Annotated in this window: 26 protein-coding genes and 2 pseudogenes; 18 read left to right on the top strand and 10 right to left on the bottom strand. The window is 34.8% G+C overall.

Annotated features, from left to right (window positions below; all coding sequences use genetic code 11):
- Positions 1-13: 13 nt before the first annotated feature.
- Positions 14-853, top strand: a complete 840-nt coding sequence (locus NKR74_RS13825) for a GNAT family N-acetyltransferase (protein WP_098309877.1) — start codon at positions 14-16, stop codon at positions 851-853.
- 23 nt (positions 854-876) lie between these two features.
- On the opposite strand, the gene NKR74_RS13820 is transcribed toward NKR74_RS13825, so the two are convergent.
- Entirely contained in the window at positions 877-1,629 is a 753-nt protein-coding gene (locus tag NKR74_RS13820) for a (S)-benzoin forming benzil reductase (RefSeq protein ID WP_253629936.1), read from the bottom strand.
- A 187-nt stretch (positions 1,630-1,816) separates the two neighbouring features.
- Between NKR74_RS13820 and NKR74_RS13815 the strand changes: the two genes are divergently transcribed.
- Positions 1,817-2,272, top strand: a complete 456-nt coding sequence (locus NKR74_RS13815; protein WP_098309875.1) for a ferritin family protein — start codon at positions 1,817-1,819, stop codon at positions 2,270-2,272.
- Positions 2,273-2,433: 161 nt separating this feature from the next.
- Positions 2,434-3,051, top strand: a complete 618-nt coding sequence (locus tag NKR74_RS13810; RefSeq protein ID WP_098309874.1) for an acetate uptake transporter — start codon at positions 2,434-2,436, stop codon at positions 3,049-3,051.
- Positions 3,052-3,104: 53 nt separating this feature from the next.
- Here the strand turns inward: NKR74_RS13810 and NKR74_RS13805 are convergent, their stop codons facing one another.
- Positions 3,105-4,217: a phosphodiester glycosidase family protein gene (locus NKR74_RS13805; protein WP_253629935.1), complete on the bottom strand. Its 1,113-nt coding sequence runs from the start codon at positions 4,215-4,217 to the stop codon at positions 3,105-3,107.
- A 534-nt stretch (positions 4,218-4,751) separates the two neighbouring features.
- Between NKR74_RS13805 and cspD the strand changes: the two genes are divergently transcribed.
- The gene (cspD, locus tag NKR74_RS13800; RefSeq protein WP_035430809.1) at positions 4,752-4,952 is read left to right on the top strand and encodes a cold-shock protein CspD; all 201 of its coding nucleotides are present in this window, start codon (positions 4,752-4,754) and stop codon (positions 4,950-4,952) included.
- Between the two features lie 127 nt (positions 4,953-5,079).
- Complete coding sequence (locus NKR74_RS13795; protein ID WP_253629934.1) at positions 5,080-5,931, top strand: exonuclease; 852 nt, start codon at positions 5,080-5,082, stop codon at positions 5,929-5,931.
- Positions 5,932-6,108: 177 nt separating this feature from the next.
- Here the strand turns inward: NKR74_RS13795 and NKR74_RS13790 are convergent, their stop codons facing one another.
- Positions 6,109-6,351 (bottom strand): DUF1361 domain-containing protein, encoded by a 243-nt coding sequence (locus NKR74_RS13790; protein WP_141525060.1) that lies wholly within the window; start codon positions 6,349-6,351, stop codon positions 6,109-6,111.
- Between the two features lie 198 nt (positions 6,352-6,549).
- On the opposite strand from NKR74_RS13790, the gene NKR74_RS13785 reads away from it, so the two are divergent.
- The 6 genes from NKR74_RS13785 to NKR74_RS13760 all read left to right on the top strand — a co-directional run bounded on the left by NKR74_RS13785 (position 6,550) and on the right by NKR74_RS13760 (position 13,024).
- On the top strand, positions 6,550-7,101 hold the full coding sequence (locus NKR74_RS13785) for an AarF/UbiB family protein (protein ID WP_098309871.1): 552 nt from the start codon (positions 6,550-6,552) through the stop codon (positions 7,099-7,101).
- A 347-nt stretch (positions 7,102-7,448) separates the two neighbouring features.
- Complete coding sequence (locus tag NKR74_RS13780) at positions 7,449-8,105, top strand: PIG-L deacetylase family protein (RefSeq protein ID WP_098309870.1); 657 nt, start codon at positions 7,449-7,451, stop codon at positions 8,103-8,105.
- Entirely contained in the window at positions 8,102-9,430 is a 1,329-nt protein-coding gene (locus NKR74_RS13775) for a glycosyltransferase family 4 protein (RefSeq protein ID WP_253629933.1), read from the top strand. The genes NKR74_RS13780 and NKR74_RS13775 overlap by 4 nt, the downstream gene beginning before the upstream one ends.
- On the top strand, positions 9,420-10,595 hold the full coding sequence (locus tag NKR74_RS13770) for a carboxylate--amine ligase (RefSeq protein ID WP_253629932.1): 1,176 nt from the start codon (positions 9,420-9,422) through the stop codon (positions 10,593-10,595). The genes NKR74_RS13775 and NKR74_RS13770 overlap by 11 nt, the downstream gene beginning before the upstream one ends.
- Before the next feature lie 5 nt (positions 10,596-10,600).
- A complete protein-coding gene (locus NKR74_RS13765) occupies positions 10,601-11,656 on the top strand; it encodes an aminoglycoside phosphotransferase family protein (protein WP_375337669.1) in 1,056 nt (351 codons plus the stop codon).
- 39 nt (positions 11,657-11,695) lie between these two features.
- On the top strand, positions 11,696-13,024 hold the full coding sequence (locus tag NKR74_RS13760) for a glycosyltransferase family 4 protein (protein ID WP_253631158.1): 1,329 nt from the start codon (positions 11,696-11,698) through the stop codon (positions 13,022-13,024).
- 308 nt (positions 13,025-13,332) lie between these two features.
- On the opposite strand, the gene NKR74_RS13755 is transcribed toward NKR74_RS13760, so the two are convergent.
- Both NKR74_RS13755 and NKR74_RS13750 read right to left on the bottom strand, forming a co-directional pair.
- Complete coding sequence (locus NKR74_RS13755) at positions 13,333-14,394, bottom strand: DUF3900 domain-containing protein (RefSeq protein ID WP_253629930.1); 1,062 nt, start codon at positions 14,392-14,394, stop codon at positions 13,333-13,335.
- 115 nt (positions 14,395-14,509) lie between these two features.
- Positions 14,510-14,824, bottom strand: a complete 315-nt coding sequence (locus tag NKR74_RS13750; RefSeq protein ID WP_098310171.1) for a coiled-coil domain-containing protein — start codon at positions 14,822-14,824, stop codon at positions 14,510-14,512.
- 434 nt (positions 14,825-15,258) lie between these two features.
- Between NKR74_RS13750 and NKR74_RS13745 the strand changes: the two genes are divergently transcribed.
- Positions 15,259-16,170: a VanW family protein gene (locus tag NKR74_RS13745; RefSeq protein WP_253629929.1), complete on the top strand. Its 912-nt coding sequence runs from the start codon at positions 15,259-15,261 to the stop codon at positions 16,168-16,170.
- Between the two features lie 170 nt (positions 16,171-16,340).
- Here the strand turns inward: NKR74_RS13745 and NKR74_RS13740 are convergent, their stop codons facing one another.
- From NKR74_RS13740 to NKR74_RS13725, 4 genes are all read right to left on the bottom strand, one after another.
- Positions 16,341-16,754: a VOC family protein gene (locus NKR74_RS13740; RefSeq protein WP_253629928.1), complete on the bottom strand. Its 414-nt coding sequence runs from the start codon at positions 16,752-16,754 to the stop codon at positions 16,341-16,343.
- A gap of 35 nt (positions 16,755-16,789) precedes the next feature.
- Positions 16,790-17,245, bottom strand: coding sequence for an SRPBCC family protein (locus NKR74_RS13735; protein ID WP_253629927.1), 456 nt, complete (start codon positions 17,243-17,245; stop codon positions 16,790-16,792).
- A 275-nt stretch (positions 17,246-17,520) separates the two neighbouring features.
- On the bottom strand, positions 17,521-17,964 hold the full coding sequence (locus NKR74_RS13730) for a DinB family protein (RefSeq protein WP_098310176.1): 444 nt from the start codon (positions 17,962-17,964) through the stop codon (positions 17,521-17,523).
- Between the two features lie 57 nt (positions 17,965-18,021).
- Positions 18,022-18,540 carry a GNAT family N-acetyltransferase gene (locus NKR74_RS13725; RefSeq protein ID WP_253629926.1) on the bottom strand — a complete coding sequence of 173 codons (519 nt, stop codon included), beginning with the start codon at positions 18,538-18,540 and terminating at the stop codon, positions 18,022-18,024.
- An 80-nt stretch (positions 18,541-18,620) separates the two neighbouring features.
- Between NKR74_RS13725 and NKR74_RS13720 the strand changes: the two are divergent.
- The 3 genes and pseudogenes from NKR74_RS13720 to NKR74_RS13710 all read left to right on the top strand — a co-directional run.
- Positions 18,621-18,752 (top strand): annotated as a pseudogene (locus NKR74_RS13720) (hypothetical protein); the annotation flags it as partial.
- Positions 18,753-18,978: 226 nt separating this feature from the next.
- Positions 18,979-20,073, top strand: a pseudogene (locus tag NKR74_RS13715) (metallophosphoesterase).
- Between the two features lie 41 nt (positions 20,074-20,114).
- The gene (locus NKR74_RS13710) at positions 20,115-20,621 is read left to right on the top strand and encodes a GNAT family N-acetyltransferase (RefSeq protein WP_253629925.1); all 507 of its coding nucleotides are present in this window, start codon (positions 20,115-20,117) and stop codon (positions 20,619-20,621) included.
- A gap of 493 nt (positions 20,622-21,114) precedes the next feature.
- Here NKR74_RS13710 and NKR74_RS13705 read toward each other — a convergent pair whose 3' ends face one another.
- Entirely contained in the window at positions 21,115-22,083 is a 969-nt protein-coding gene (locus NKR74_RS13705) for a hypothetical protein (RefSeq protein ID WP_253629924.1), read from the bottom strand.
- A gap of 724 nt (positions 22,084-22,807) precedes the next feature.
- Between NKR74_RS13705 and NKR74_RS13700 the strand changes: the two genes are divergently transcribed.
- From NKR74_RS13700 to NKR74_RS13690, 3 genes are all read left to right on the top strand, one after another.
- On the top strand, positions 22,808-23,386 hold the full coding sequence (locus tag NKR74_RS13700; protein ID WP_253629923.1) for a MarR family winged helix-turn-helix transcriptional regulator: 579 nt from the start codon (positions 22,808-22,810) through the stop codon (positions 23,384-23,386).
- On the top strand, positions 23,379-23,675 hold the full coding sequence (locus tag NKR74_RS13695) for a hypothetical protein (RefSeq protein ID WP_375337668.1): 297 nt from the start codon (positions 23,379-23,381) through the stop codon (positions 23,673-23,675). Before NKR74_RS13700 ends, NKR74_RS13695 begins: the two co-directional genes overlap by 8 nt.
- A 258-nt stretch (positions 23,676-23,933) precedes the next feature.
- On the top strand, positions 23,934-25,382 hold the full coding sequence (locus tag NKR74_RS13690) for a M36 family metallopeptidase (RefSeq protein ID WP_253631156.1): 1,449 nt from the start codon (positions 23,934-23,936) through the stop codon (positions 25,380-25,382).
- Positions 25,383-25,817 lie beyond the last annotated feature (435 nt).

Raw genomic sequence — 25,817 nt, 5'->3', positions numbered from 1 at the left:
AGAAGAGATTATAGTGATACGACTAAATGTATATACGAATTTTGTACAATTTAAAAATGATATTCTACCTTTTTTAGAAACGTATGAGCAAGAGAATAATTTAATATTAGGTGTGTTACGGTCCTCGCAGCTTCCCTTATTTATGGCAACGGCTACAAAAGAGGGAGAGCTTGTATTCGTTATGCTTCAAACGCATCATCAGCAAGCCATTGTAGCAAAGTCTGCGCCTTTAGAAAAGGATGATATAAGAGAAATTGCACAACAACTAGCGATTGCATATCCTGATGTGCCCGGATTAATTGGAGAAAAACAGATGGTAGAGTGTTTAGCAGAACAACTTGCGGATTTTCAAAATAAATCGATTCAAATCAAAATGAAGCAAGGGGTATATGGGTTAAAGTATGTAAAGAAGAGAGCCGGAAATAATGGGGTTTTCCGTCGAATAGAATTAAAAGAACAAGGTTTGATTGAAGATTGGATATATTGTTTTTGTGAAGAAGTAAATTTAGCAATTACAAGGGAAGAAGCGGTGCATACTGCTGCTGAATTAATTGAAAGTCAGCGCTTGTTCGGATGGGAAATGAAAGGACAGTTAGTTTCGATGGCAGCTATTACAAGACCGACGAAACGTAATGTCACAATTAATTTTGTATATACTCCGAAGATAGAACGGAAAAAAGGATATGCTTTAAACTGTGTATCAGCACTCAGTCAATATATGTTAGACAATGGGTATGCGACGACCTCATTATATACTGATCTAGCTAATCCTACATCTAACAAAATCTATCAAGAAATTGGTTATGAACTAATTATGGAGTCAGTTCTATTATTTTTAAAATCTAAACAATAGAAAAACTCGCTACTAGCGAGTTTTTAATTTTCATCAATGCGTACAATGCCGCCTTGATGAAAGTTATCTGTTTCTAATAAATCAATAACGGCTTTTGCTACATAATTTGGTGAAAGTAAATGGTCATCTTCTTTCAAGGCTAAGAAACGGTCTACATTAATAAAGTCTTCTTTTGATGTTTGTCTAATTTCTGTTTGCATCTCTGTATCTACAACACCTGGCGCAAAAGAAATAATTTTTGCAGGATATCCTTTATCGGTTTCTTCTGCTGCAATACATTTTGTGAACATATTAATACCAGCTTTGGCGGTGCAGTATGCTCCCCAGCCAAAGTATGGTTTTTGTCCAGCACCAGAAGAGATGTTAATGATACGTTTGTCTATATTCCAGTCTTTCGTATGTTTCATAAAGGCTGAAGAAAGTAACATGGGAGCTACTAAATTTACATGGACATTTGCAATTAATTGCTCACTTTCTGAACGCTCAATTGGTTTCATTGGTGCTAACATACCGGCGTTATTAATAAGGTGAATAGAAGAAACGGTTTTTACATCAATGTTCGAAAAGATATTTGCCATCAATGATTCAATTTGATGAATCTCTTGTAGATCAAACGAATAAAAATCAAACGGAATATTAAGATGTTGTGCTTGTTCAATAAGTTGTTCGTTTTGTTTACGTGATATAGAGATGAGTTTCGTTTCTTGTTCTAATAATTGTGTAGCAATTGCTTCACCTAATCCTCGGGAAGTTCCTGTTAATATTACATAACGCATATATCTAAATCTCCTTTCATTATATATGTAATAGTATAAGATATTCTTTTTTAATACGCGAAAATAAAGTGAAACTTTCATCAGTGGAGGTCTTACTGCTCGTTAATGCGGGATAAACTAAACTGAACGGAATTAATGCGTCTACATACAATAGAGTAATAATGTATTATTTCGAGGAGGAGTAGGTATGTACTATGCAACCCCTAACTCATATAATCATTTATATCGGGTATATGAGGGAACGTATAACCAAGTATCACAAGCTATTTTAGAAGCTATTAAAGGCGAAGCTGCTGCGATTGATTTTTATAGTCGGCTTGTAAAGGAAGCGCCAAATGCAAGACATAAAAAAGATATTTTACACGCATTAGAAGACGAAAAAGTACATTTACAACAATTTATACAATTGTTTACAACACTAACTGGACAACAGCCAACGTATCAAGTGGTGCAAACTCAATATTCTTCTTATAAAGAAGGATTAGAACGTGCATATGAAGATGAACTAGAAGCGTATGAAGATTATCGAAATGCTTATTTATTAACGCAAAACTTAGCCGTTCGAGATGTTTTCTTTCGGGCGATGACAGATGAAATAGAGCATGCAATGCGCTTTGGTTTTTTATTATCTTCTTTATCATAACTTAAGGATACTAGACAATTTTGTCTAGTTTTTTTCTTGCCATCGCATTCGTAAAAATACATCTATGAAAATTCATAATTTATGTGTATCAATAAAAAGATTGACAGTACCTTCTGATTTCAGTATTGTATTCAAGTATGTGTTTAAATCAGGAGGGTTTTATGGAAAAGCAAACTACACATCATGTGAAAATGACAACAGCAGATCCGTCTGCACTTGGCTTATTTGGACTTGCAATGGTTACACTTGTTGCGTCCTCACAAAAACTTGGCTTAACAAGTGGCATCTCATTTGTAGTGCCATGGGCAATCTTTTTAGGAGGTTTTGCTCAATTATTTGCATGCATTAACGATGCAAAGCATAACAATACATTCGGTACAACTGCGTTTGGTGGATTTGCATTGTTTTGGTTTGGCGTTGGGACTTCATGGTTAATTCAACTTGGAGTATTTGGTGAAAAATTAGCAGCAACTGTGGATCCAAAGCAACTTGGAGTAGCATTTGTTGGTTACTTAATTTTCAGCTTATTTATGACAATTGGCGCAATGGAAACACATAAAGTATTATTTATGATTTTTGTACTTATTGATTTCTTATTTATTGGTCTTTCATTTAGTACTTTAGGTGTTATGCCACATGCGATGCATAAATTAGCAGCAATTTCTGAAATGCTTATTTCACTGCTTTCATTCTATGGATCAGCAGCTGCAGTATTAAATACGCACTTCGGAAAAGTTGTATTACCTGTTGGTAAGCCATTTGGTATCTTCAAAAAATAAAACATAGCAGCATGAATGAAACAGAAAAAAGCAGTTAAGTATCTGTAAGATACTTAACTGCTTTTTGTTTCGTTAGAAGCAACAGCGGATGTTCCTGTAACTTCCGCAATCTTTGAAGCTTCAGCTACGTGACCATCAATTGTTACATCCACTTTTTGATTGTTATTGGCAGTTACAACCCAGCAGTTCGGAAGATAACGAGACTTATGAGATAAAGTGGAAGGGATGTTTAATATATCTCCTAAGGCATACATAGTTGCAGAAGAACCACCATCCATAGCCAGCGCGTTTTCAGCGCCCTCGTCATATAAAAGATCCTGACAATCTTTTAAAGAAGCGCCAATGCTGTGAGGTTGTCTACCATCTACGATAAGAAACATAATTGAGCCATCTTTTTTTTGAGCCATAATGCTTCGTGGACCATATCCCCAGCCTCCATCATTTGTAAGCATTTTTTCGCCATTTACGATAAGTTGGGGCATAAAACCAGCTGCAGAAACAACATTTTTATTCAGCAATTGCTGTGCAGAGTAATCACCTGTTACCATTTGTCCATATTTTGTTAAGCCGGTAATAATAGTCGGTGAATTTATATCTTTTGGTGTATGGATGACTTGTCCGTTCTCGATAACAATGCCTAGCCCCTCTTTACCGCCCCCATGTCCCGTTTCATCTGAAAATCCACTTGCATTTACTGCAGCAATTGCGTGATTTCGCTTCGCCATCACGTAAATTTTTTCCCCAACATCTTTACCTTGTGTACCCTGCTGTGTTACAAGTTGTACATTAAGAGGATTACTAATTGTCATGAGCTTGCCTTCAAAATAATGATCCGCATATTTTTTTTGAATGGTTTCGATTTTTATATGAAGCGGCATATGTTTTTTCGCTTCTAATTGCTGTTTTGAAAGTTTCTGAAAGCCAAGAGATTGGCTATTTTTCCACTTTGGATTATTAATGGAATTTGAAATATCATCCAGTTCTTGTTGTGATAAAAAGGTGAATTTTGCTAAATTGCGGTGTTGCGAGGTTAGAATACTTTCCGCGGCAATTACACGCAATTTATGCCCATACGGAGTACCAAACAAAATACCAGCACCAATTAAAATGAAAACAAGCAATAAAATGGAAGATACTTTTATCACTTTTTTTAGATGTTTTTTCATTCTGAAAACTCCTCTTATATAATTCATTCTTTAGTTTTTTGTATGAGAAATTCGTTTTTTTAGATTTGTTTATATACAATAGAATGATATGAATAATTTGACAAGAGGTAAATATGAATGTATATCGTTAAATTACAATAAAAACAGTCAGATTAATAGCGACTGAATGAAAAAATAGTGAACGGCTGGCATATTAATAATAAGAATGAGCATTATGTGGTGGGAGGGCTGGAGCAAAGACATGTAAGATAAATCGATAGAAAAAATAAAGAAGTGAAAGGTATTAAACCAGCCAATTGATGAAATTACGAAAAAACATTAAATAAACATTTGCTTTTATTCTAATAAAGGTGTATAGTGATATTAAACCATTTTACTTTTAATACCATAGAGATTTAAATAAGCTGTAACTTAAGAGGGGATAGCAATGTTAAATCTTCTCTAGGTTGCAGTTTTTTAATGTCTAATTATTATTTGTAAAGTGGTTGAAAATGGACATGTACATGAAGGTACATACTTTAGGAGGATTTTTTCATGCAAAACGGTAAAGTAAAATGGTTTAACGCTGACAAAGGTTTCGGTTTCATCGAAGTTGAAGGTGGAGAAGACGTATTCGTTCACTTCTCAGCTATCCAAGGCGACGGCTTCAAAACTTTAGAAGAAGGTCAAGAAGTTACTTTCGAAGTTGAACAAGGTAACCGTGGACCACAAGCTACTAACGTAACTAAAAAGTAATCGAAATGAAAGAGAAGGGAACTCCCTTCTCTTTTTTTGTATCCTAAAATACTGCAACATTGTTTGTTAATACATATTAGAGATTGGGGATATAATGTTAAGAAGAGATAAGGAAGAGGTATGTAGTATGTATGAACCAAAATATTATATTGTATTTGATATTGAGCGGAATTTTAGACCTTACCAATCAGATGCTCCAACGGAAATTGTTGATATTGGAGCTATTAAGATTGAAGCAAGTACAATGAGAATTATCGAGTTTTTCTCTTCGTTAGTGAAACCATCAGCATCTATATCTCGTCATACAACAAAATTAACAGGAATTACAAAGCAAGATGTAAAAGGTGTAGAAAAATTTCCTAAGGTAATTGAGAGATTTCGTGAGTTTGTTGGAGAAGATTATATGTTTGTAACGTGGGGGAAAGAAGATTACGGATTTCTAACGGAAGATTGTGTACGATACAATGTGGAATGCCTTGATCTTGGGAAGGAAAGAAGATTTGATTTACAGAGATTTGTATTTCATGCATATAAAGAATTATTCCTAAATCCACCAAGTTTGAAACTTGCAGTGGCACAATTGGCTTTAGAATGGGAAGGAAAACAGCACCGTGCCTTCTCGGATGCCAAGAACACCGCGAATATATTTCTCACAGCGGCTAAGCAAAAGGATATTCATAAACGATACAAGAGAAATGTGGAACTCATACTCGTAAAAAATGGCTCTTTAACTGATAAGGGTAAAAAGAAAATGAAAAGATGGGTATTTAAAGAGGTAAAGAAAAACGGAAATTCTCACTTGACATGGGATACATTCATAAATAGTAAGACATGGGAGAATGTATCTGATCAATATCATTTCAATCGTACGACCTTACTACTGTTACAAAATTACTTCAATACTGCTTTGAAGAAAGCTAAACAGCAACTTCAAGTATTGGCTGCAATGAATAATAATAATCAAGGGAATAAAACATAATAGAATTTATAAGAAGAGCGGGAATTCTGGGATAGTATTCCCGTGAAGGCGACGGTAAAAGAAATGGCATTATGATTTGCTATAGAAGGAATTTTTCCCCCCGTTAATGCGAGATAAACATGCACATTAAGACCAAAGGACAAGAAAAACCTAATACATCCCCACCATACAGATTTTTCATATCGATACAAAAGGATAGAAATGTAAATTTGTGAAGATAACAACTCCTATTGTTATCTTCGATAATGAAAAGTTGCTCGTTCTTGAATCTAAGAATAACCCACAAATGATAAGCTGTAAAATACTCATCCATACTATGAACTGTAGAAAATCTCCATTCAATGAACGCAGCAATTGAATAAATAATGAAAATGGCCCAGTAAATAAATGAATGGAGTGAAAGCGAAGAAATCTTCCTATTTATTTAAAATGAATGACCTTTTTAATTTTTGCTATATTATTTTTTCATGTATTTTAAAATAATATCTACTAAAAGAATATATGAATGGAATCAATTTATAAAAATAATATATTGGTCTAGGTTACATATGTAAGTGATGAATCATAGAATGTGAGATGATATATAAATTTACGAAATCTTAATGAAGGGACGATAAAATGAAAGCATACTTTAACAAAAGAAGAGTAAGTAGACGGGATGTGGAAAAATATAAGCTCATTGGGGATGGGAAGGATGGGGAAGTATATCAATTAACCAATGATAAATGCGTGAAAATATTTTTTCTGGAAGAAACTCAAAAAAAAGAGTTGAAAGCTTTGGTAATTGGACAATCATCACCTATTATTCCACGACTTTATGAATATGGAGAAAATTATATTGTTATGGAGTATATACATGGAATTTCACTTGCACGTCACTTGAAAAAAGAAAAAAAAATCACAGAAGAATTAGCTAGAAAAATATTAATAATGTTAAATGAATTAAAAAACCTAGGATTTACTAGATGGGACACGGAAGTGAGACATGTTTTAATAAATGAAGAAGGTCAGTTAAAGGTCATTGACCATAAGAGAGCTTTTACTTCAAATAGTAAGGTTCCTACTAAGTTATTAGAGGGGTTTAAAAAAATTGGACTAGCACAGGATTTTTTAAAGCATGTGAGGAATATACGGCCATCGATTTATAATAAATTGAGGGATTATCAGTAAAACGAAGTGTCTTGGATGATATATTATTGTTTTTGAATATTAAAACCATCGCTATGTTTTTGTTTTTCAGAATTTTCAGTTGGTAAGAATGTCATTAAAGGATAGGTACGGGGAATAATTACTAATATGTGCTTGGTTGGCAAGAGTTTTCCATCAGCGAGGATTAAAGGAACCTTCAGTGATGGGAAATTTTCTTTATCATATAAGGCAGAAGCATATAAATCTCAATAGATTATAAGGCTTGAATATTGCTTGTTAGTAATAAATAAAAGCGGGTTTTCCGCTAATGACGGTTTCTTTTTGCGGTATTAATCATAAATTAAGAAGTACAAGGAGTGAGAATACTAATGAAAGAGTGTATTTTAGTCATTGGCGCACATCCTGACGATGAGTTATTAGGATCTGGCGGAACTTTAAAAAGATTAGTAGATGAAGGACATCAGGTAATTTCAATTATTACTGCTCTAGGAAGAAAAGAGGAAGCTCATCACATACAGCACCTAGGTCGGTGTGCAAATAAGACGATAGGTATTGAAGAAGTGATATTCCTCCAGAATGCTAATTTAGAATTGGAATTAATTCCACTGCATCAATTAACGAAAGAAATAGAACACTTAATACAGATTTATAAACCGAACAAAATCTTCACCCATCATTATGGAGATCTCAATATTGACCATCATATTACTTTTCAAGCGGTTTTAACTGCGACTCGACCTCTACCAAACCAACAACCGATAGAATTAATTACATTTGAAACCGTTTCCTCTAGTGAGTGGAATATCCACACGAATGATAAATCTTTCAAACCTAATTATTTTGTCAACATTACAAATCAAATGGATTCAAAGATTGCGGCACTCAAGCATTACGATGTAGAAATGAGAGATTTTCCTCATCCTCGTTCATACGAAGGAATTCAATATTTAGGAAGAGTTAGGGGAATGACGATTGGTGTACCATACGCCGAAGCGTTCGAAGTAGTAAGGAGGGTCTGGGAATGAAAATGAAACTTGAGTTTCCGTATCCCTATGTAATCAAATCATTGGATAAATATTTTGGAATTCGATCATTTTCAAAACAAAAAAAGAAGAGTACAAAGCAAGAACGTTATACAAATACAGAGTCGAAGAGGTCTAAAAAGAAAAATCTTTCTATATTAATTGCTACGTTTTGGGACTATCCTCATACTGGAGGATTATCTAATTATATTACGGCACTTAGTGAAGGTTTAAGACAACAGGGACATCACGTCGACATTATCTCTCCTAATCAATTTTCTAAAAGCCGAGTAGAAAAGATGCGTGAATCGGTTGTTCCCGAATTAAAAAATTTTTTTAACACACGTTATGAAAATTATAATAGCACAATTGTTAGAAATCAAAGAAATATGTATATCTATGAAAAAATGTTACTTGATAATATTAACTTTAAAAAATATGATATCCTCCATGCGCAAGATTTGTTTACAGCTAATATATTAGGAAGAATTAACGAGTACTATGGGAAAAAATTATTATTTACCCCCCATGGAATGTATACTTTTAACCGGCTGAGGTTTGGCATATTTCAAAAAGGTTCGCTGGAAGAAGTCTATTATACAGTATTAGAAAAAAAGGCTATTGAATTTGCCAATCACCTTATTATTCTCAGTGATTCATTTCGGCGTCCATTAATGCAGTTGGGGGCAAAGCGAGAGAACATGACAACTGTGTTGACTGGCATTGATTATCCTGATAAGTATCATACAAAAAATACATCAGCGCATAAGAAACTCGTTATTACATGTGTCGCTAGATTAGGCCCAAGAAAAGGCCATAATGTATTACTTGACGCTCTTTCACAAATGGGAAGCAAATATACTGACAACGTTAAAGTGCTCATTGTCGGAGATGGTGAGATGAGAGACAAGTTAGAAGAACAAGTCGATGATTTGAATCTTTCCATGGTGGAGTTTTTAGGGGCAAGAGATGATGTGCCAGACATTTTAAGTAAAACTGATATTTTTGTACTTCCAACTTTAAATGACAGCCTGCCTATTTCTATTATTGAGGCTATGCATAGTGGGGTTTGTGTCATTTCCACACCATTAGGAGGTATACCTGAACTGATTAACCACTCTAAGACAGGTATCCTTGTTGATGCAGGAGATACAAATAAACTGGCACGCGCATTAAAATTCGCCATTGAAAATCAAAAAGCTCGAGAGCAGTTGGGTAAAAATGCAAGAGCGTTCGCTAAGAAGCATTTAACTAGAGAGACAATGGCAGCAAATATCGAAAAAATCTACAAAAAGTATTTAGGTGAGGAAGAACTCTATGAATCATGAACATGCAGCGGTTGTACTAGATTTAAGCGCTAATGGAATTGGAATTATTAGAAGCTTAGCGAGAAAAGGAATCAAGGTTTATGCATTTGATGTAGAGAAACCTTATAAAATAGGAAAATCACGCCTCGCTTCATGTGGAGTATGCCCAAGCCCTTTATCTGAAGAAAAGGAATTACTCACTTTTCTAATCAACTTGGCTAAAGAATTTAAATTGAAACCCATTTTGTATACAGGTGCGGATGATTATGTGGTATTCATTTCAAAATATCGAATGGAACTGTCTAACTACTATTTATTTTTGTTCCCTGAACATTCGTTGATTGAAGAAACACTGAATAAACATAAAATGTATGAACTGGCAGTCAAACATAATATTCCATGTCCTAAAACGTATGTGATTAAGAAGCAAGAACAATTGGAAGAAGCAATATTGAGCCTCGACTTCCCATGTATATTAAAGCCGGTTTTGGGGCATGAGTTTCGAAAAAAGATAAATCAAAAGGCCATTCTCATACAGAATCCAGACCAACTTAGAAATGAGTATAAATTGTATCGACAGCATGGAAAACTCATCCTTCAGGAAATCATTCCTGGCGACAATCAATGTTTTTATAAAGTTGCCACATTTTATGACGACAACATGGAGTTACTAGCGTTATTTTCTTTACAAAAAAATCATCAATTTCCAGCTGAATTTGGAACAGGAGCTCACATCGTTAGTAAACAAGTTCCAGAATTGGTGGATATATGCTTACCTTTTTTTGAAAATATTAACCTTAAAGGTATTGCTATGGCAGAGTTTAAAAAGGACCCTCGCGATGGTGTTTATAAGTTTATTGAAATAAACCCTCGCTTTTGGTTAACGCATAGTCTGACAGGGCCTGCCGGTATCGATTTTGTTTACATGTATTATTTATATTTAACCAAGCAAAATCCAGCGCCGAGGCTTAAACAAATAGATGGTATCAAATGGATCTATCTTGTGCGGTATTATTTAACATTCCGCCATAAGAAAAAAAGAGCTGAAATGACGTTTAAAGATTTTTATGAAGGGTTACGAGGCAAAAAAGAGTTTGCTTTGTTTGCATGGGATGATCCAATGCCATTCATTAGAAGCACATGGTCTCATTTGATAAACGCCTGGAAACGAAAGCGAAAGGAATGAAAACATTGTACGAGGCAAAAACATTATCCTATCATTTTGAAAAGTTAAAAATTGTAGAAAAACTCTCTTATTCAATGGATAAGAGAGTTGTAATAGATTCCGATAAAATAGAGTGTTTAAAATCAACAAGAAGAAGTAGCATATACAAATTATTTATTCGAACAAAAGCTGATTACTATCCTATCATTTTAAAAATATATAATTCAGCAGATTACAAAAATGAAATAGAGATTAATATATATGATAGAGCTTATCCTATATTGAAAGAATTTCTTCCTAAAATATATCATATTGAACAAAATGGAAATGAAACTTGGATATTCATGGAATTTGTACGCCAAGTACGCGGTCAGATTACCTTCTCTCCGAAGCATTTTGACTACATTATCCCTACTGTTGCCAAACTTCACGCACACACATTTGAAGACAAGATTAAAAAGCATAAAGATGTTTGGGAATCTTGGCTCCCCATTTATGAATCGAGCCAAATGAGAAATGATCGAACAAAATACATTGGAAAGACGATTAATTTTCTTGATGATGCGATGAAAGACGACCGGTTAAGGGAGATCATTAAACCTTATTATAAATCTCTAGTAAAAATATGTAATAAGGGACCGGATTTTTTCCCGGAACTATTTAAAAATGGTTCATCGATAACGCATGGTGATCTTCATATGCAAAATATTTGCAGCAACAATGTGACACTAAATGCACCATGGAATATTCAATTTATTGATTGGGAGTCAGTTAAATATGCACCCGTCTGGTTTGATGTGGTTGTTTTAGTTGAAATATTATTAGGTTTTAGAAAAGATTGGCAGAGCAATGCAGAAGAAATTCGTACACATTGTGTGGAATTCTATGCAAAAGAAATGAAGAAGAAGGGTATTAAATTTAAAACCGCTCCAATGGACCTTTATAAAATGGCATATTTGCAGAGAACATTAGAAAAAGGACTGCATACCCAGCTACGAAGAATATTTGATAATCGCGGCGGTGAGTTATTGCCGTATCACCTTGAAAAAATTTCGGCCTGGGGAAGAGAATTAGGCTTATAACATATATAAAACTTTCATCATTAGCTGAGTTAGGGGGAGATACTTCTGAATACAACACAGGAAGAGCAAAATGAATGTATTTGTCCCTTCCATGCGAGCCTGCTAAAAGTTATGGATGAATATTATCAAATAGATAGTAAAAAAAATTATGTAATCAAACCGTTTCAGACGTTTGGAATCAAAAAAGATAGTATACCAAGTAAAACGAAAAAATTAAAAATTCTTTATGTAACATTTTTAAAATATCCCAATACAGGGGGATTATCAAACTATATTACTTCCTTAAAAACAGGTTTTGAGAAGTATGGTCATGACGTAGATGTCATCTCTCCTACTCAAATGACAGCAGTTCATCTAGAACAAGACATTCCGCAGGTTGCTAAACATGCAAGGGATTTTATGTTACAACGATATGGTACAGCTAATGAAAAAATTATAAAAAACACGAGCTTTTTGAACGTGTTTAAGTCTTTCTTAAGGGAAAAAAAGCTAGAACAATATGATGTGTTTCATGCGCAAGATTTATTTGCTGTCTTTTTATTAGGACAACTAAATCTAGAATATAAGAAACCTCTTTTTTTTACACCGCATGGGCATTTTACAGAAAGTCGATTAAAATTCGATAAAATAAAAAAAGGATCAATTGAAGAAGCGTATTTTAGTGAAATTGAAAAACAGGGAATAAGAGCATCCGATCAAATCATAACGATCAGCAATTCCTTTCATTCTCCTTTAAAAGAATACGGGGCAAAGGCAGAACAATTGATTACTGTTCATACAGGTATACCTTTTCATCAAAATTCTATATCTAAACAGAAGTGTAATGATAACCTTGTAATTTCCTGTGTTTCTCGTCTTTCTCCTAGAAAAGGCCATGACATCTTTTTGAAAGCGCTCTCGCAAATTCAAAAAGATTTGTCTAATGTAGAGGTATGGATTGTTGGTGATGGTGTTATGAGAGAAAGATTAGAAAACCAAGTGCTACAACTGGGTCTCGATAATATTAGGTTCTTTGGTAGAAGAATAGATATACCAGAAATTCTTTCCTCTTCTGTAATCTATGTGTTACCTACCATTAACGATAATTTTCCTATTTCAGTTATTGAAGCTATGTTTTCTCGTCAAGCTATTATTACAACAAATTGCGGTGGCATACCAGAAATGATTCAAAACGGAAAAACAGGGATCATTTGTGACCCAGGCAATGTGCAACAACTTTCCGATGCTCTTAAATTGCTTTTAAGCAATAAGAGTCTTCGTGAACGATTAGGAAGAGAGGCTCAGGCCTATTCACGACAACATCTAACTCAAGATGTGATGGTCTCAAAGATAGAAAAAATCTATCACTCTTTTATGAGCGATATGTAGAATCCGTATTGAATGCCTTCATAGAAAGATGATGACTCAATCTATGAAGGAGAATTATTCTGAATCAAGAATGTGAAAATATTAGTTATAAATACTTTTGCTAATGGAATAGAGAGCTTTTGCCATGAGGCATCGGGGTCAATTCGGCTAATGGTAAGTATCGGTTAAAGATATTATATGAAAAACTCCAACTTTTCTATTACAATGTAATTGAATGAGAAAGGCTGAGATTCTTAAGAACTATAAGGGCGTATTTCTAGATTGCCAAATACAAAAGACATTTTAGTATCACTAAAATGTCCTTTATTTCACGACTTCCTCGCAATCCGCTCTACAACCTTCTCCAACTCATCAGGCTTTAAAAACTCAATAGGAGAGAACCCTTTTTCAAACGTAAGCGAATCCGCCTCAATCATCAGTACATATTTATCATTAATCTTCGCAATATGAATCTGGTCTCCAAAATCCGCAAGTAAGGCTTTCACAGAAATATGGTCTGCCTTTAGCTTTAATTCAATCTCAGGGGTATGCTCCACAATTTGTGCGGTAGCTTCTATAACTTCTTCTGTTGTGAAATGTTCCATAATTTCACGCTTTGGACTCGCAGCCCATACTTCCATCGCTTGGTCGAATTGTTCCCGTTCTTCTGTACCTTCTTCAAATACATCTTCAATTTGGTCGTATACCATATCCATAACTTGTGTTTTCATAATTTCTGGCATGGAACGCTCGTATTCTACGAATTTTAAGAAGTCTTCGAAGTAGCGAGCATGTGATGCTTGGTGTATTTTTAGTTCGCCAACTTCGACAATTCCTTCTTCTGGCATGTATGGATATTGAATCGACTTCATGTTTTTCGTTGTGATTGCCATTTCGACGTTTCGGATTAGTGTTGCTTCATCAGAAATAGAAGCGACTTTTGGTTCGAAGTCACATTTCATTACAAAGACGAACGGATCGTCGAAGTATTTGCGAAGCTTTGCTTGGGCAACGAGAAATACACCGCCGCGTACAGCGCTTGTATCAATATATGTATAAACGAGCGGTTCATTTACATCCTTGAATGTTTCTTTCGTTTCTGCAAAGCGAATGCGGTTAAATAGGTTGTAGTTCGGATTCGAATCTAATTCGTGCCCAACTTCAACGATAAAGCGGCCTATTTTTGTTGGGACTTGTTCACTTTTGGGATGACGGTCTACTTTTCGTTTTGAGATTTTTAATAATTCGCCGTCTAGAAAGTCTTTTAGTGAACTGTCCTCATATTCTTGTGCATCTAACGTTTGAAAATGTTTATAACGTTTATCTGCTTGTTCACCTTGTCCGTCTACTTGTACGACGTAAAAGGAAAGAAAATTGATTTCAAAATCCATGATTATCACCTTGTTTCATTTCATTAACTCTTTTCAGTATAGAGATGGAGAAAACATTCGTCAATTTAAGAAAGGAAGGGGAAGCCCTTCCTTTCATATTTTTTTGTTTTACATATTAAAATCCATCTTCGTATGGTGTAAATGGAAGGTTTAATTTGTTTTCAACAACGCGTAGACGTTGATTTAGTCTATTTAAGCGGCGTGATTGACGTTCTACAACTTGTTGAAGTTGGTTTACTCTTTTCTCTATCTCATTTACACGACGTTCTAGCTCACGGCTGCCACTGCCTGGAAATGAGATAGGAATTGGAAATTGACGATTTGGGTCGTATGGATCATATTGCTGCATAGGTTCTATATATTGTTCATATTGTGGTTGTATATCGTATTGTTGCGGGATATAAGGATTATATGGATTGTAAGGATACATAGACAACCCCCATTCTATAAATTGATTAAATTTATCATGCTGTATGTGCGGGAGTGGATGGCTGACACGGAGGACACCTATTATGATAGGTCACCTCTTCTTTTTGTATGGCTATTAAACAGTTAACCTTAAAATGAGTCATTATTTATTATAAATATACGTATTATAAACATAGTAAAATATTGATCGATAAAAATTGTTTCTAATGAGCTCGTTGGTATATAATGGATAAAAAGGGTGAGATAAAATTTTTAACAAAGTTAAAGATTTTTTAGTAAATATATGTAGACATTTAAGAAAGAAAAGAGTAATTTAAAGTATGATGGAAATGTAACGATAATGTAATAAAAGTAATATTGTGAAATAATGTGATCATACATAGACTTGTTTGAATTAGAAATAGAAAAAGAGAGAGAATAAAAGGAGAGAGTAGATTGTTAAAAAAGGTTCGAGGTTTGATGATAGGGGCACTATGTATAGGCGTAGTTAGCGGATGTAGTCCGAAGGCTAGTGAGGTTACATTAGTGAGTGGTGCAGGTGAGAATGTTGCACAAGCGAAGGAAGAAGTAAATAAAAGTATAAGTTTAGTAGATGGAAGAAGTGGAAAAGAAGTAAAAAAACTAGATTTAGCAAGTTTAGGTTATTTTGAAGATGAGCAGAAATTTAAAAAGGAAGTTACTAAGGTTGTTAGCGAACTTGGAAAGAGTATCGATACAAAGATGGTTCCTTCTCGTATGACAAGTGATGGTAAATGGATAGAAGGGAAACCCTCTTATGAATTGATGGAAAAAGAGTTAATAGATCAATTGATGAATGTAGGATTGTGGGATTCTTCTTATCAGCTGCCGATTGTAGAGAAAAAGCCTGTAGCAAAACCAGAAGATGCAACTGGCAATGGAGCAGTTTTAGGAAGATATGAAACGAATTTAGGAGGTTCTACTGGTGGTAGAATAGAAAATATTCGTTTGTCTGCAAGCACTGTCAATGGAGTTGTATTAGGAAAGGGAGATAGATTTTCCTTCAATGCTTTAATAGGTGATACAACACCTGATAAAGGGTACCAATTAGGAAAAGAGATTATAGATGGTAAATTAGTAGATGGATATGGCGGTGGTGTATGTCAAACTTCTTCTACACTGTTTAATGCTGCAGATCAAGCAGGGTTAACAATGGTAGAGAGATCAACACATTCCAAACAAGTAGGTTATGTACCTAAAGGTAGAGATGCAACGATTGCGTATCCTTATTTAGATTTAGTATTTGAAAATCCAAATGATACTCCAGTTAAGCTTGTGATGTACATAGAAGGTCAGAAATTAATCGCAGAGGTACGTGCTGTAAGATAAAGTGAAACTTCCATCAGTGGGGGGGCTTACTGTCCGTTAATGCGGGATAAATGTAGTACTTCATTCCTTTAAGAAATGTAAGTCGAAGGAATGTGAATAGAGAAAAATAGCGGATTGTAATGAATAACAAAAAAGGTGCTTCTTATGCAAGCACCTTTTTATTATGAAATTTATTGAGGTTTTGTGTAGTTCAGATCCCAAATTACACCGAAGCAATCTTTTACTTTTGCGAATTTTGCTCCCCAGAATGTATCTTGTAGTTCCATAAGTACAGTCCCTTTTCCGATTAGCGCATTGTAAACCTTTTGAATTTCTTCTTCGTTATCTAATTCAAGAGCAAGTGAAATATGATTTCCTGCTTCAATAGTTTGACCTAAAAATGCATCTGAAACCATGAAGAATAAACCGTCTTTTCTAAAGCGAGCGTGCATAATTCTGTTATCAACTTCTGGTGGAGTCGGAAAATCAGCATCGCCAAACGTTTGGATTCCTTCGATTTCTCCCTCAAAAACTTCTTTATAGTATTCTAATGCTTCTCTTGCATTACCGTTGAATGTAAGGTATGGAGTGGCTTGTTGTTTCATTTGTAACGCCCCTTTAATTTTTTTATTAATTATTTTTACTTGTTGTATTCAGACTCAGCAATCTTTTTTACACGGTTGACAAAGTCAGTAGCAACTTGATTTGTTGCTGTTTGCATAAATAATTCAGCTTGTTCAGTTAATGCTTGATTTGTTGCGGTATATTTAAATACTGTTTGATCTTCTTCTGTTTTTTCTAATTCATATGTAGCGGTAATATCAAACATATTAGCAAGAACGAAACCAATTTTCAATTTTTTACGTTCAGGTGTATTCACATAGTCAAGTGTCTCGACATCATATTCTTGAATTTCTTCGCCTTCTTTATATTTTTGGCGATAAATACTTCCGACAATTGCCTTTGTTTCTTTTACAGGTGTATTTTCTATGACATGGGGCATTAATTTTTGCATTTGAGTTAATGAACCATTTAAATACGAAAATACATGGTCAATAGGTGTGTGAATTATAATTTGTTCTGTCCAACTTTTCATATCATCCCTCCTTTATCAAGTGAATTAATTTAATCATATAATCGAACATAAGTTCTGGTCAAGGCGATTTAATTTGAGTTATGTTGTGCTATGTGATGTAGTGAAAAATTATAAATTAACAGCAGTAGATGGTGGGTTTATAGTCATTGATTCGAGTAGGATTTCTGTACAGTTTGAAGTAGAAAATGAGTTGTACACATTTTATAAAGCAAGAAAAAAAGACTTCAGTGCTAAGCTGAAATCTTTTTCTGTTCGTACTCATCTTTTTATTCGGGTTATTCATCAAATATTTGTTTGAAATGATGGTTCATATGATCAATATAATCAGTAACTAGCCACTCCAATGTTACTATGTTTTGATCTTCTGTTTTACATGGGAGCTTCCATTGTTTTTCTGTAACATTGGTGAGAAGATTGACTATGCGTTTGTTTAAAGAAGTCCATATATTTAGTATTTCTTCGGCTGAAAATGTATGCTGATAATTATGTATTTTCATCCATAAATCTTGATTATAGCCATGGATTGTTATAGGTTCTTTAGAAATGAGAATATCAACAAAACGTTTATGGTTCACACTTGCAGAATCACACAGATGACCTAATATTTCTTTTTTAGACCATTTTGATGGATTAGGTTTATGTTCTATATTTACAAGAGAGAGCACTTTTTCTGATGTAGCGTAAATCATACTTTCTAATTGAGATACTAATTTAGACAAGTTAGTTCCTCCGTTTTTCAAGTTAGTAAGACAAGGAATGTATTATTACTTTGCGTGTTATAGTTCAATCCAAAATCTTTTTACAACATTGCCATCTTCCTCAATATAGTTTGAATCAGGTATGCCGCCATTTTTGATAATGGTTTTTTCAGAACCGACATTACTTTCGTCACAGACAACAAGAGCTTTTCGAACGCCTAATTCTTTCGTTTTTTCTAATGCTAAAGCTAACAGAGTAGTAGCGTATCCTTTTTGTCTTTCGGAAGGGCGAATACCATAACCAATATGTCCACCACAATTCAATAATTTCTCTGTTAATTGGTGGCGTATATTTACAGCGCCAACGACTTTTTTATTTTCTGCAACCAACCAATAAGTAGAATCCGGTACCCAACCTTCAGGGAGATTTTCACCTTTCTCTGAATTTATTAGAAACTGAATCATTCCGTGAAAGTCTGATGGGTCTTTACAAATTACCCATGGCACCATATCTTCACCGCTATCTTTCCATTCTTGATAGAAATCTAAGTATTCGTTTTGTAATGTAAGTGTAGGTTTTACTAATGAAACATTCATTTTCATACCCCTTTTTATAAAGAATATTTATAATATTAACATAAATGTATTGTTATTTATATTATGAAGTTCTAAGGATGCTATTTTCCTTATTTTGGGATTAAGAGCATGGAGGATTTTTCTTTGCAGGAAGCGATGCGGAAAAGTTACTTGTTCGTGACAAAGAAGTGTATGATGGGGAGATACCATCGGGAAATAGCGTAGCAGTCGTTGACAGATATGAATGAAGTAGTAAGGACAATATAATGCAATATGAAAGAAATTCACTAAGACGCGAATTCTTATAGAAGTAGCGTTTTTTATTGACTTAAAGAGCAGGCTGGTTATAAAAAGAGGAATAATAAGGTATTTTGCCGAATGAGTTTTCGTAAAATAATGAATTGAAAAAAAATAATGCGTATTACAGTAGACGTTGTAGCTAAAAAAGGAGTATTTACATTGGACAAAATAAAAAAATTATCAATTCCAAATAACGTAAGAGTCATTGTTATTTCAGATATTCATGGAGAATTAGAACTTTTCAAAGCGTTATTAGAAAAAGTTAAATTTAGCACAGAGGATTACTTGATCATAAATGGTGATCTTTGTGAGAAAGGCAGTAACAGTAAAGGTGTTGTAAGCTATGTAATGGAACTTTCAGCTAATAATCCAAAGGTTCATGTTATAGAAGGAAATTGTGATACTTTAGTTGAGGAGCTTTTAAATGAAAATCCCCAGTTAATAAACTATTTATGTACGAAGCGACATTCTATATTGAATGAATAGTTTGAGTACTTAGGATATTCTGTGAGCGAAGATACAAACATCCGAGAGGTAAAAGAAATATTAACAAGTCATTTTTCAAAAGAAATGAAGTGGCTTACAGAATTACCAACTGCTATTGAAATAGAAAACTATATTTTTGTTCACGCAGGACTAGAGGACATAGAGAATTGGAAAGATACAGATCGAGATGTTGCTATTACACTGCCAGCATTTTTACATAAGTCACATCGTGCGAACAAATATGTAATAGTGGGACATTGGCCAGTAGTTAATTATTCTTCAGATGTGCCAGTTGATAATCCGATTATAGATCAAACCAAAAAAATAATTGCAATCGACGGTGGAAATGCCATCAAAGAAACTGGTCAATTAAATGCATTTATTATTCACAAATCATCTAGTAAAGATATATTTTCGTATACATATATAGATCATTTTCCAAAATGCAAAGTGTTAGAAGACTTTCGTGCGGAGCCTATGATGGTTGGTTCTATCACTTATCCACGATATGATGTTGTTCCAGTTGAAAAAGGTGAACACTTCACTTTGTGTAAACAACTAGAAACAAAGCAGCTGCTTTACGTTAAAAATGAATATCTTCATCAAAATGAAACGGGGCATTTTACTGCAAAAACAGATGTGTCTTGCGCGCAAATAAGCGTAAGTAAAGGGGATATTGTGTCTGTAGTCGATGATAGCTGTACAGGATATAACTTGATAAAAAAAGATGGTGTAGTCGGCTGGGTGGCTAAAGATATTCTTGGTTGAAACAAATAAGTTACTTTAAATATGAAAAGGGGAATTGTGAATTGGTTCATCAACTGGAAATAGAAGATGTGAAAATAATTGATGAAGATATTGAAGAGCTTTCAGAACTTTTGAGAGTAGTAGTAGATGACGGGGCATCAATAGGTTTTTTACCGCCAATGAAACAAGAAGAGGCGATAAAGTACTGGGAAACCGTGTTAAGCCCTGAAGCTATACTATTTGTTGCAAGGATAAACAAGGAGGTAGCAGGCAGCGTACAATTGCATTTAAGTACGAAGCAAAACGGAAGTCATCGGGCTGAAATTGGAAAATTAATGACTCATCCTAAGTTTAGGCGTAATGGAATTGGACGTGCACTGATGCAAAAAGCAGAAGAAAGAGCGAATCAAGAAAATAGATCTTTGTTAGTATTAGATACAAGAGAAGGAGACCCTTCTAATAAACTATATACATCATTAGGCTTTGTTGAAGCGGGGAAGATTCCTCGCTATGCTGAATCGGCAAACGGAGAATTACATACAACGGTTTTTTATTATAAATGTATTTAGTACCTTTTTATATTTCCGTAGTCTTTTCAGAATAAATTAGTTAAAAAGAAAAGACTACATACTATACGCGAAAGGGTATAAAACCGAGGAATTATATAAGGGGTTAATTGGTTTTGGAGGAGGACATAGCCCATAGCGGGAGGCGTATCCGCAGATGTGAAGCATCGAGGTGTAGCCTTGGAATAAAGTTTGATCAAATTGAAATTAATAGCCTTGATAAACGAACAAAAAGAAAGAGCGTGTTTTTGAAAAAAGATTGATTAAAGCACGCTCTTTATATTTTCAATTAAATGATTCTTTTATAAAAAAGTTTGATCATTTCTATGATCTTTCCTCCATTAAATCGCCCTTTAATTAAATAACGACTTGTTTCTATTAGCTGGTTTAGTTAAAGAAGGCCTCAAATGGGTATGTAGTCAACATAAGCGATGTTATTAGCAATGAAAAAGGATCTTCATTTGAAGATCCTTTTATAATATCTATAAATCATTATTTAAAATTTCCCACATTTTACACATTTACCTCTGGTTTGCTTCTGATAATTCCAGGTAGCTCCAGTGATCGCGATACCCAGCAACAACCATCCTCCATATACTATAGATACCAACAAACCTTCGTCATCGAAAGACATTGGTCCATTCGAAAGACCTAATACCTCCAAAAGAGATCCCAATATTGCCAAAAATCCCATTGAAACTGTCATAGATGCAGCAACCCAACCTCCGGTGATTAGAATGAATCGAGGAACTTTTTTCCCAGCAACAAACGGTACCCACTTAGGAAAAATACGCCCCCATTTTTGTACAAGAGCAAGACAAAGCAATGCACAAGCGCCAAATACTAGCATTTCTCCATAAGCAGAATGTTGACTGAAATTTTGGCCACCTCCTAGGGTGCCACCGAAGGACCAATAAAGTTTCAATAATGGATATGGAAAAGATAGTACAAACGCAGCATAGCCGAACCAAATACGGTCAGGTTGGGTTTTCACTGAAGGCCCTTGACCACATACAATGCATGCCCCTCGGGATATACGTTGAAAAGAGAGAGTTGCTGCAGCAAGCAGTATGGCAGCTATGAGGCTAATGGTTCTGGTTGCAAATCCTGGCCAATCCACAACAGGGGGCAAACCGGGGATTCCAAGTACAGCAGCTGTTCGTAATATGTCAAACACAATACCGCCTGATGACCAGACTAACATAAAACAAGCTCCCCATGTGCTAATTAGCAAAAGAAAACGTGGCGTTAAACTTTCACGCTGCCAGTTAATAGATAGTGCTAGTGCAATCATTCCTAAGATTGAAGCAAATACCGTAATTCCTACTGGAGCAAATCCCATTGTGTAATCCGGTGCTTCAGGTAAAAAAGATTTCAATATAATTGCGAATAGTGTGATAGAACTTGCTCCAATTGCAAACCACGCTTTAATATTCGATTGAACAACCTTGGTTTTACTGTCCACCTTGGTAACTTCTTCTCCATTGAAATTAATCATTAATGAATCACCTCATTTTATTTTTCAAGATTGTTACCAACCTTTTTGCTTTTACTATAATTCCTTTACGATAATCAACAATGAAGGCAGATCACTAAGGACATTTTCAATCCCTTACTTCTCGGTTATTAATTTAAGTTTATATAAAAACTTCAGTTGCTAACATAGCGTCAGGGGGTATTTTCCAATACAGCTATGGTCTTAATTAAATTTTAAGTATTAAGACTTCAATTTTTTCAAAACGGTTTAACTTTGTTATAAACGGTTCAACTTTATTTCAATGCTGCATTAAGACTTAAAAAACTAATTTTCTGTAAGTGTTTTAAGAGATAAAAAACAACTGTTTACGGTATAAAAATAGTGCTATTATCAAGAGGGTTTTTTACTTCCGCCTTAGGATAACACTACACTACATTCGTTAAGTTTTTAGTGCAATTTTTGATAAAAAATTCAAAAAATAGTGTATTGCCTTGAGAAAAAAGAAAAGTCTTTAAACAAAAGAAATCCCTACTTTCGAAACAAACAGTGGGGATTTTTGGCATTCTAATGGACTTAGGAAAATAAATTAAAACGCGTTGTTTATTCAAGAAAAGTTAGTTCAAGTAAGATTAGTCACCATGTTGACATGATTTCGCAGGATATGGTATTTTATATTTGTCAACATGGTGACTAATATAGGGAGGAGCTAAATATGGATATCAACTTTTTAATGAAAGAACTACATTTTATGCAGCAAAGTTACGCAACTTTGTTTTCGGTTGTCAACAAGGTTCAAACTCGAGGGGACGAATACATGGAGATATTAACTGCCCGACAACACATGGCTCTGATTGCTATTGCACATTTACCAAGTGAAAGCACTACACTTATTAATATCGCTAAAAAGCTAGGTACAACAAAGCAAACCGCTAACAAGTTGACTACAAGCCTTGCGAAAAAAGGTTATGTTAAAACTATGCCGAGTAAAATGGATAAACGTTCTATCAATATCGAGATTACCCCTGAAGGAAAAAAAGCGTTAATTGCTTGTTCGGAAAAGTCTACCTATTTTTTAGCGGATATGTTTCACGATTTCACAACTGACGAAATTAAAACGCTTTGGAGATTATTACAAAAGCTCTATCGCTTCGACGGCGAAGAACAAGACGGTTTTGAAGAAAATGCAAATCTTGAAGTTGAAGAGCAGGCACAGTTAAACTCAGATAGTTATCAGGAAAAAGTTTTGGCGGAGTTTTCAAAACGTCGATATGGGGGTGCGAATTGTGAGTGAATCCTATATTAGTAATATTCTTCATCAGAAAGCAAAAGATACTGAGAATAAGATTAAAGAAAAAACCTATTATGTTAAGAATACAGTCCGGCAATCTATTTCTCAGGCCAAGCATAAATTTCACCGCAATAAGAAACTAAACTGGGTTGGCAATTGTGTATCAATTGCTATTGCGCTACTCATCATCGCCGCTTCTTGGCAAACCGCAACAAATTGGCTATTTTGGATAGGTGTAGCAAGCATTGTAAGTAATGCCTTATTGCTCATTATTAACGTTATCAAAAAATGATCTAAGAAAGGAATACATACTATAGGTACTATTGTTTCAATTTATTATTATGAATAGCAGATTTTAAAATATTCCCTGTTTTATATAAAATTATTGAGAAAATCTTACTTTCATTATGTTTATAGAAATTAGAAAGGTAAAATATTATCTCTTCTAGAATTATTCGTACATTCGAAATAACTCAAGAAGAGGAGAGTGATCGTTTTGTTGAAAAAAGTTGTCGCGGTTGCAACGGCAATTCCGTTGGTTTTTGGTATTATGTCCACTGCTTCTGCAATAGAGGAAACACAAGTAAAGGTACAGGCAGTTTCGCCTCAAGTACAGGCAACCGAATATTTAAAAGCGAACGCTGCTCAGTATTCTTTAAAGGCGGATTTATCAGATTTGCAATATGTTTCTACGACAGATACACAGGTGGCATCTTATGTTAGATTTCAACAAACAGTAAATGAATCTCCTGTGTTTTCTAGGCAAGTAACCGTTACGCTCAATAAAGGAGGACAAGGTATACTAGCAGTTTCAGATTATCTTCCTGTACAGAGCGTCAAGAAAATTAAGCAGAAATTGAGTGAAAAGGAAGCAGAAGGCAAATCTAGTCAGTATATTGAAGCTGATGATACAAATGTATGGGCTCCGACTACACGTGAGTTTGGGTATGTAATCGAAGAAGGTGTAGCAATTCCAGTGTATCGGGTTGTCATTCACTCCCAAAAGCCGTTCGGTGCATGGGAAACATTTATTGATGCGGAAAACGGAAAGCTGCTTAAGAAAAAAGACTTAAACCGAAAAGCAGAAGGGCAAGGAAAAGTGTTCCTGCCAAATCCTGTAGCAACGAGTGGAAGTTTGGTTGGGCTGACTGACAATAATGATGCAGACTCTACTGCATTGAATAATCAACTAAAAACGGTCACTTTAAAAGGACTTAATGGATCAGGATATTTGATTGGAGACTATGTGACGATTACGTCGAAAGTAAAAACGTATTCTGCCTCTCTTCAATATAATTACACACGTTCAAATGATAGATTTGAAGATGTTATGGCATATTATCACATTGATACTTTGCAACGGTATATACAACAGCTAGGCTTTAATAATATTAACAATCGTTCTATTAAAGCGAATGTGAATACATATAAAGCCGATAATTCTTTTTATTCCCCTTCGACTAAGGCGCTGACATTCGGTTCCGGCGGAGTTGATGATGCGGAAGATGCAGGGGTTATTGCTCATGAATATGGTCATTCCATTCAAGATAATCAAGTTCCTGGGTTTGGGAATTCTTCAGAAGGCGGAGCCATGGGAGAAGGCTTTGGGGATTTCTTGGGAGCTACTTATGAAGATGCTGTATCAAGTACAAATTATGGAAAAGCGTGTATCGGAGAATGGGATTCGACTTCTTATTCAAATACGAACCCAACTTGTCTTCGCAGATTGGACGATAATAAAGTGTATCCAAAAGACATTGTAAATGAAGTTCATGCGGACGGCGAAATTTGGTCGCAAGGTGAGTATGATATGGCGCAAGCTTTTGGCCGCGATATTGCGACAAAAATCATTTTGCAATCGCATTGGTCCCTTACTCCTAACGCTACGTTCCGTGACGGTGCGAGAGCGATTAAACAAGCGGATGCTCTTCTTTACGGAGGACAGCACGGCGCAGAAATTGATCGTATTTGGACGGCGCGGGGCATCAGTACGAATTAGGAATTGTCAGAAGTGTTTTGTTTAAGTAGGTCATGTTGTTTTCAGTAAAGCAGAATTTTATAGTTAACAAAGAGCGCATTGTAATAGAAGATAAGACAACAATGTATACTTGTCATAGTGATACGTATGAGAAGCCGCTGACAAATGTAGAGGGAAATTGAATGGAATTCTAGAAGATAAAAGGATATCGACATTTGTTGATATCCTTTTTGATATTGTTGAATTGGAAAAATATCGGATAAATGTGTTGACAAAAACCAATTGTGTAACTAATATAGTTACATCTTGGCTGTTATTCTATACTCTTATTTATTGAAGTAATTGAACAAGGTATAAGGAATTTGAAACATAAAGTGAAACTTCTATATAATAGGGTTTTTTCTTTATCCTGCATTAACGGGCAGTAAGACCCCACCTCAAGGTTGAGAGAGAAGC

This window comes from Bacillus sp. 3103sda1 (assembly GCF_024159135.1).
GTDB classification, from domain to species: Bacteria; Bacillota; Bacilli; order Bacillales; family Bacillaceae_G; genus Bacillus_A; species Bacillus_A rhizoplanae.
The sequence above is the reverse complement of the archived record's forward strand: the minus strand, read 5'-3'. Positions and strand labels throughout refer to the sequence as shown.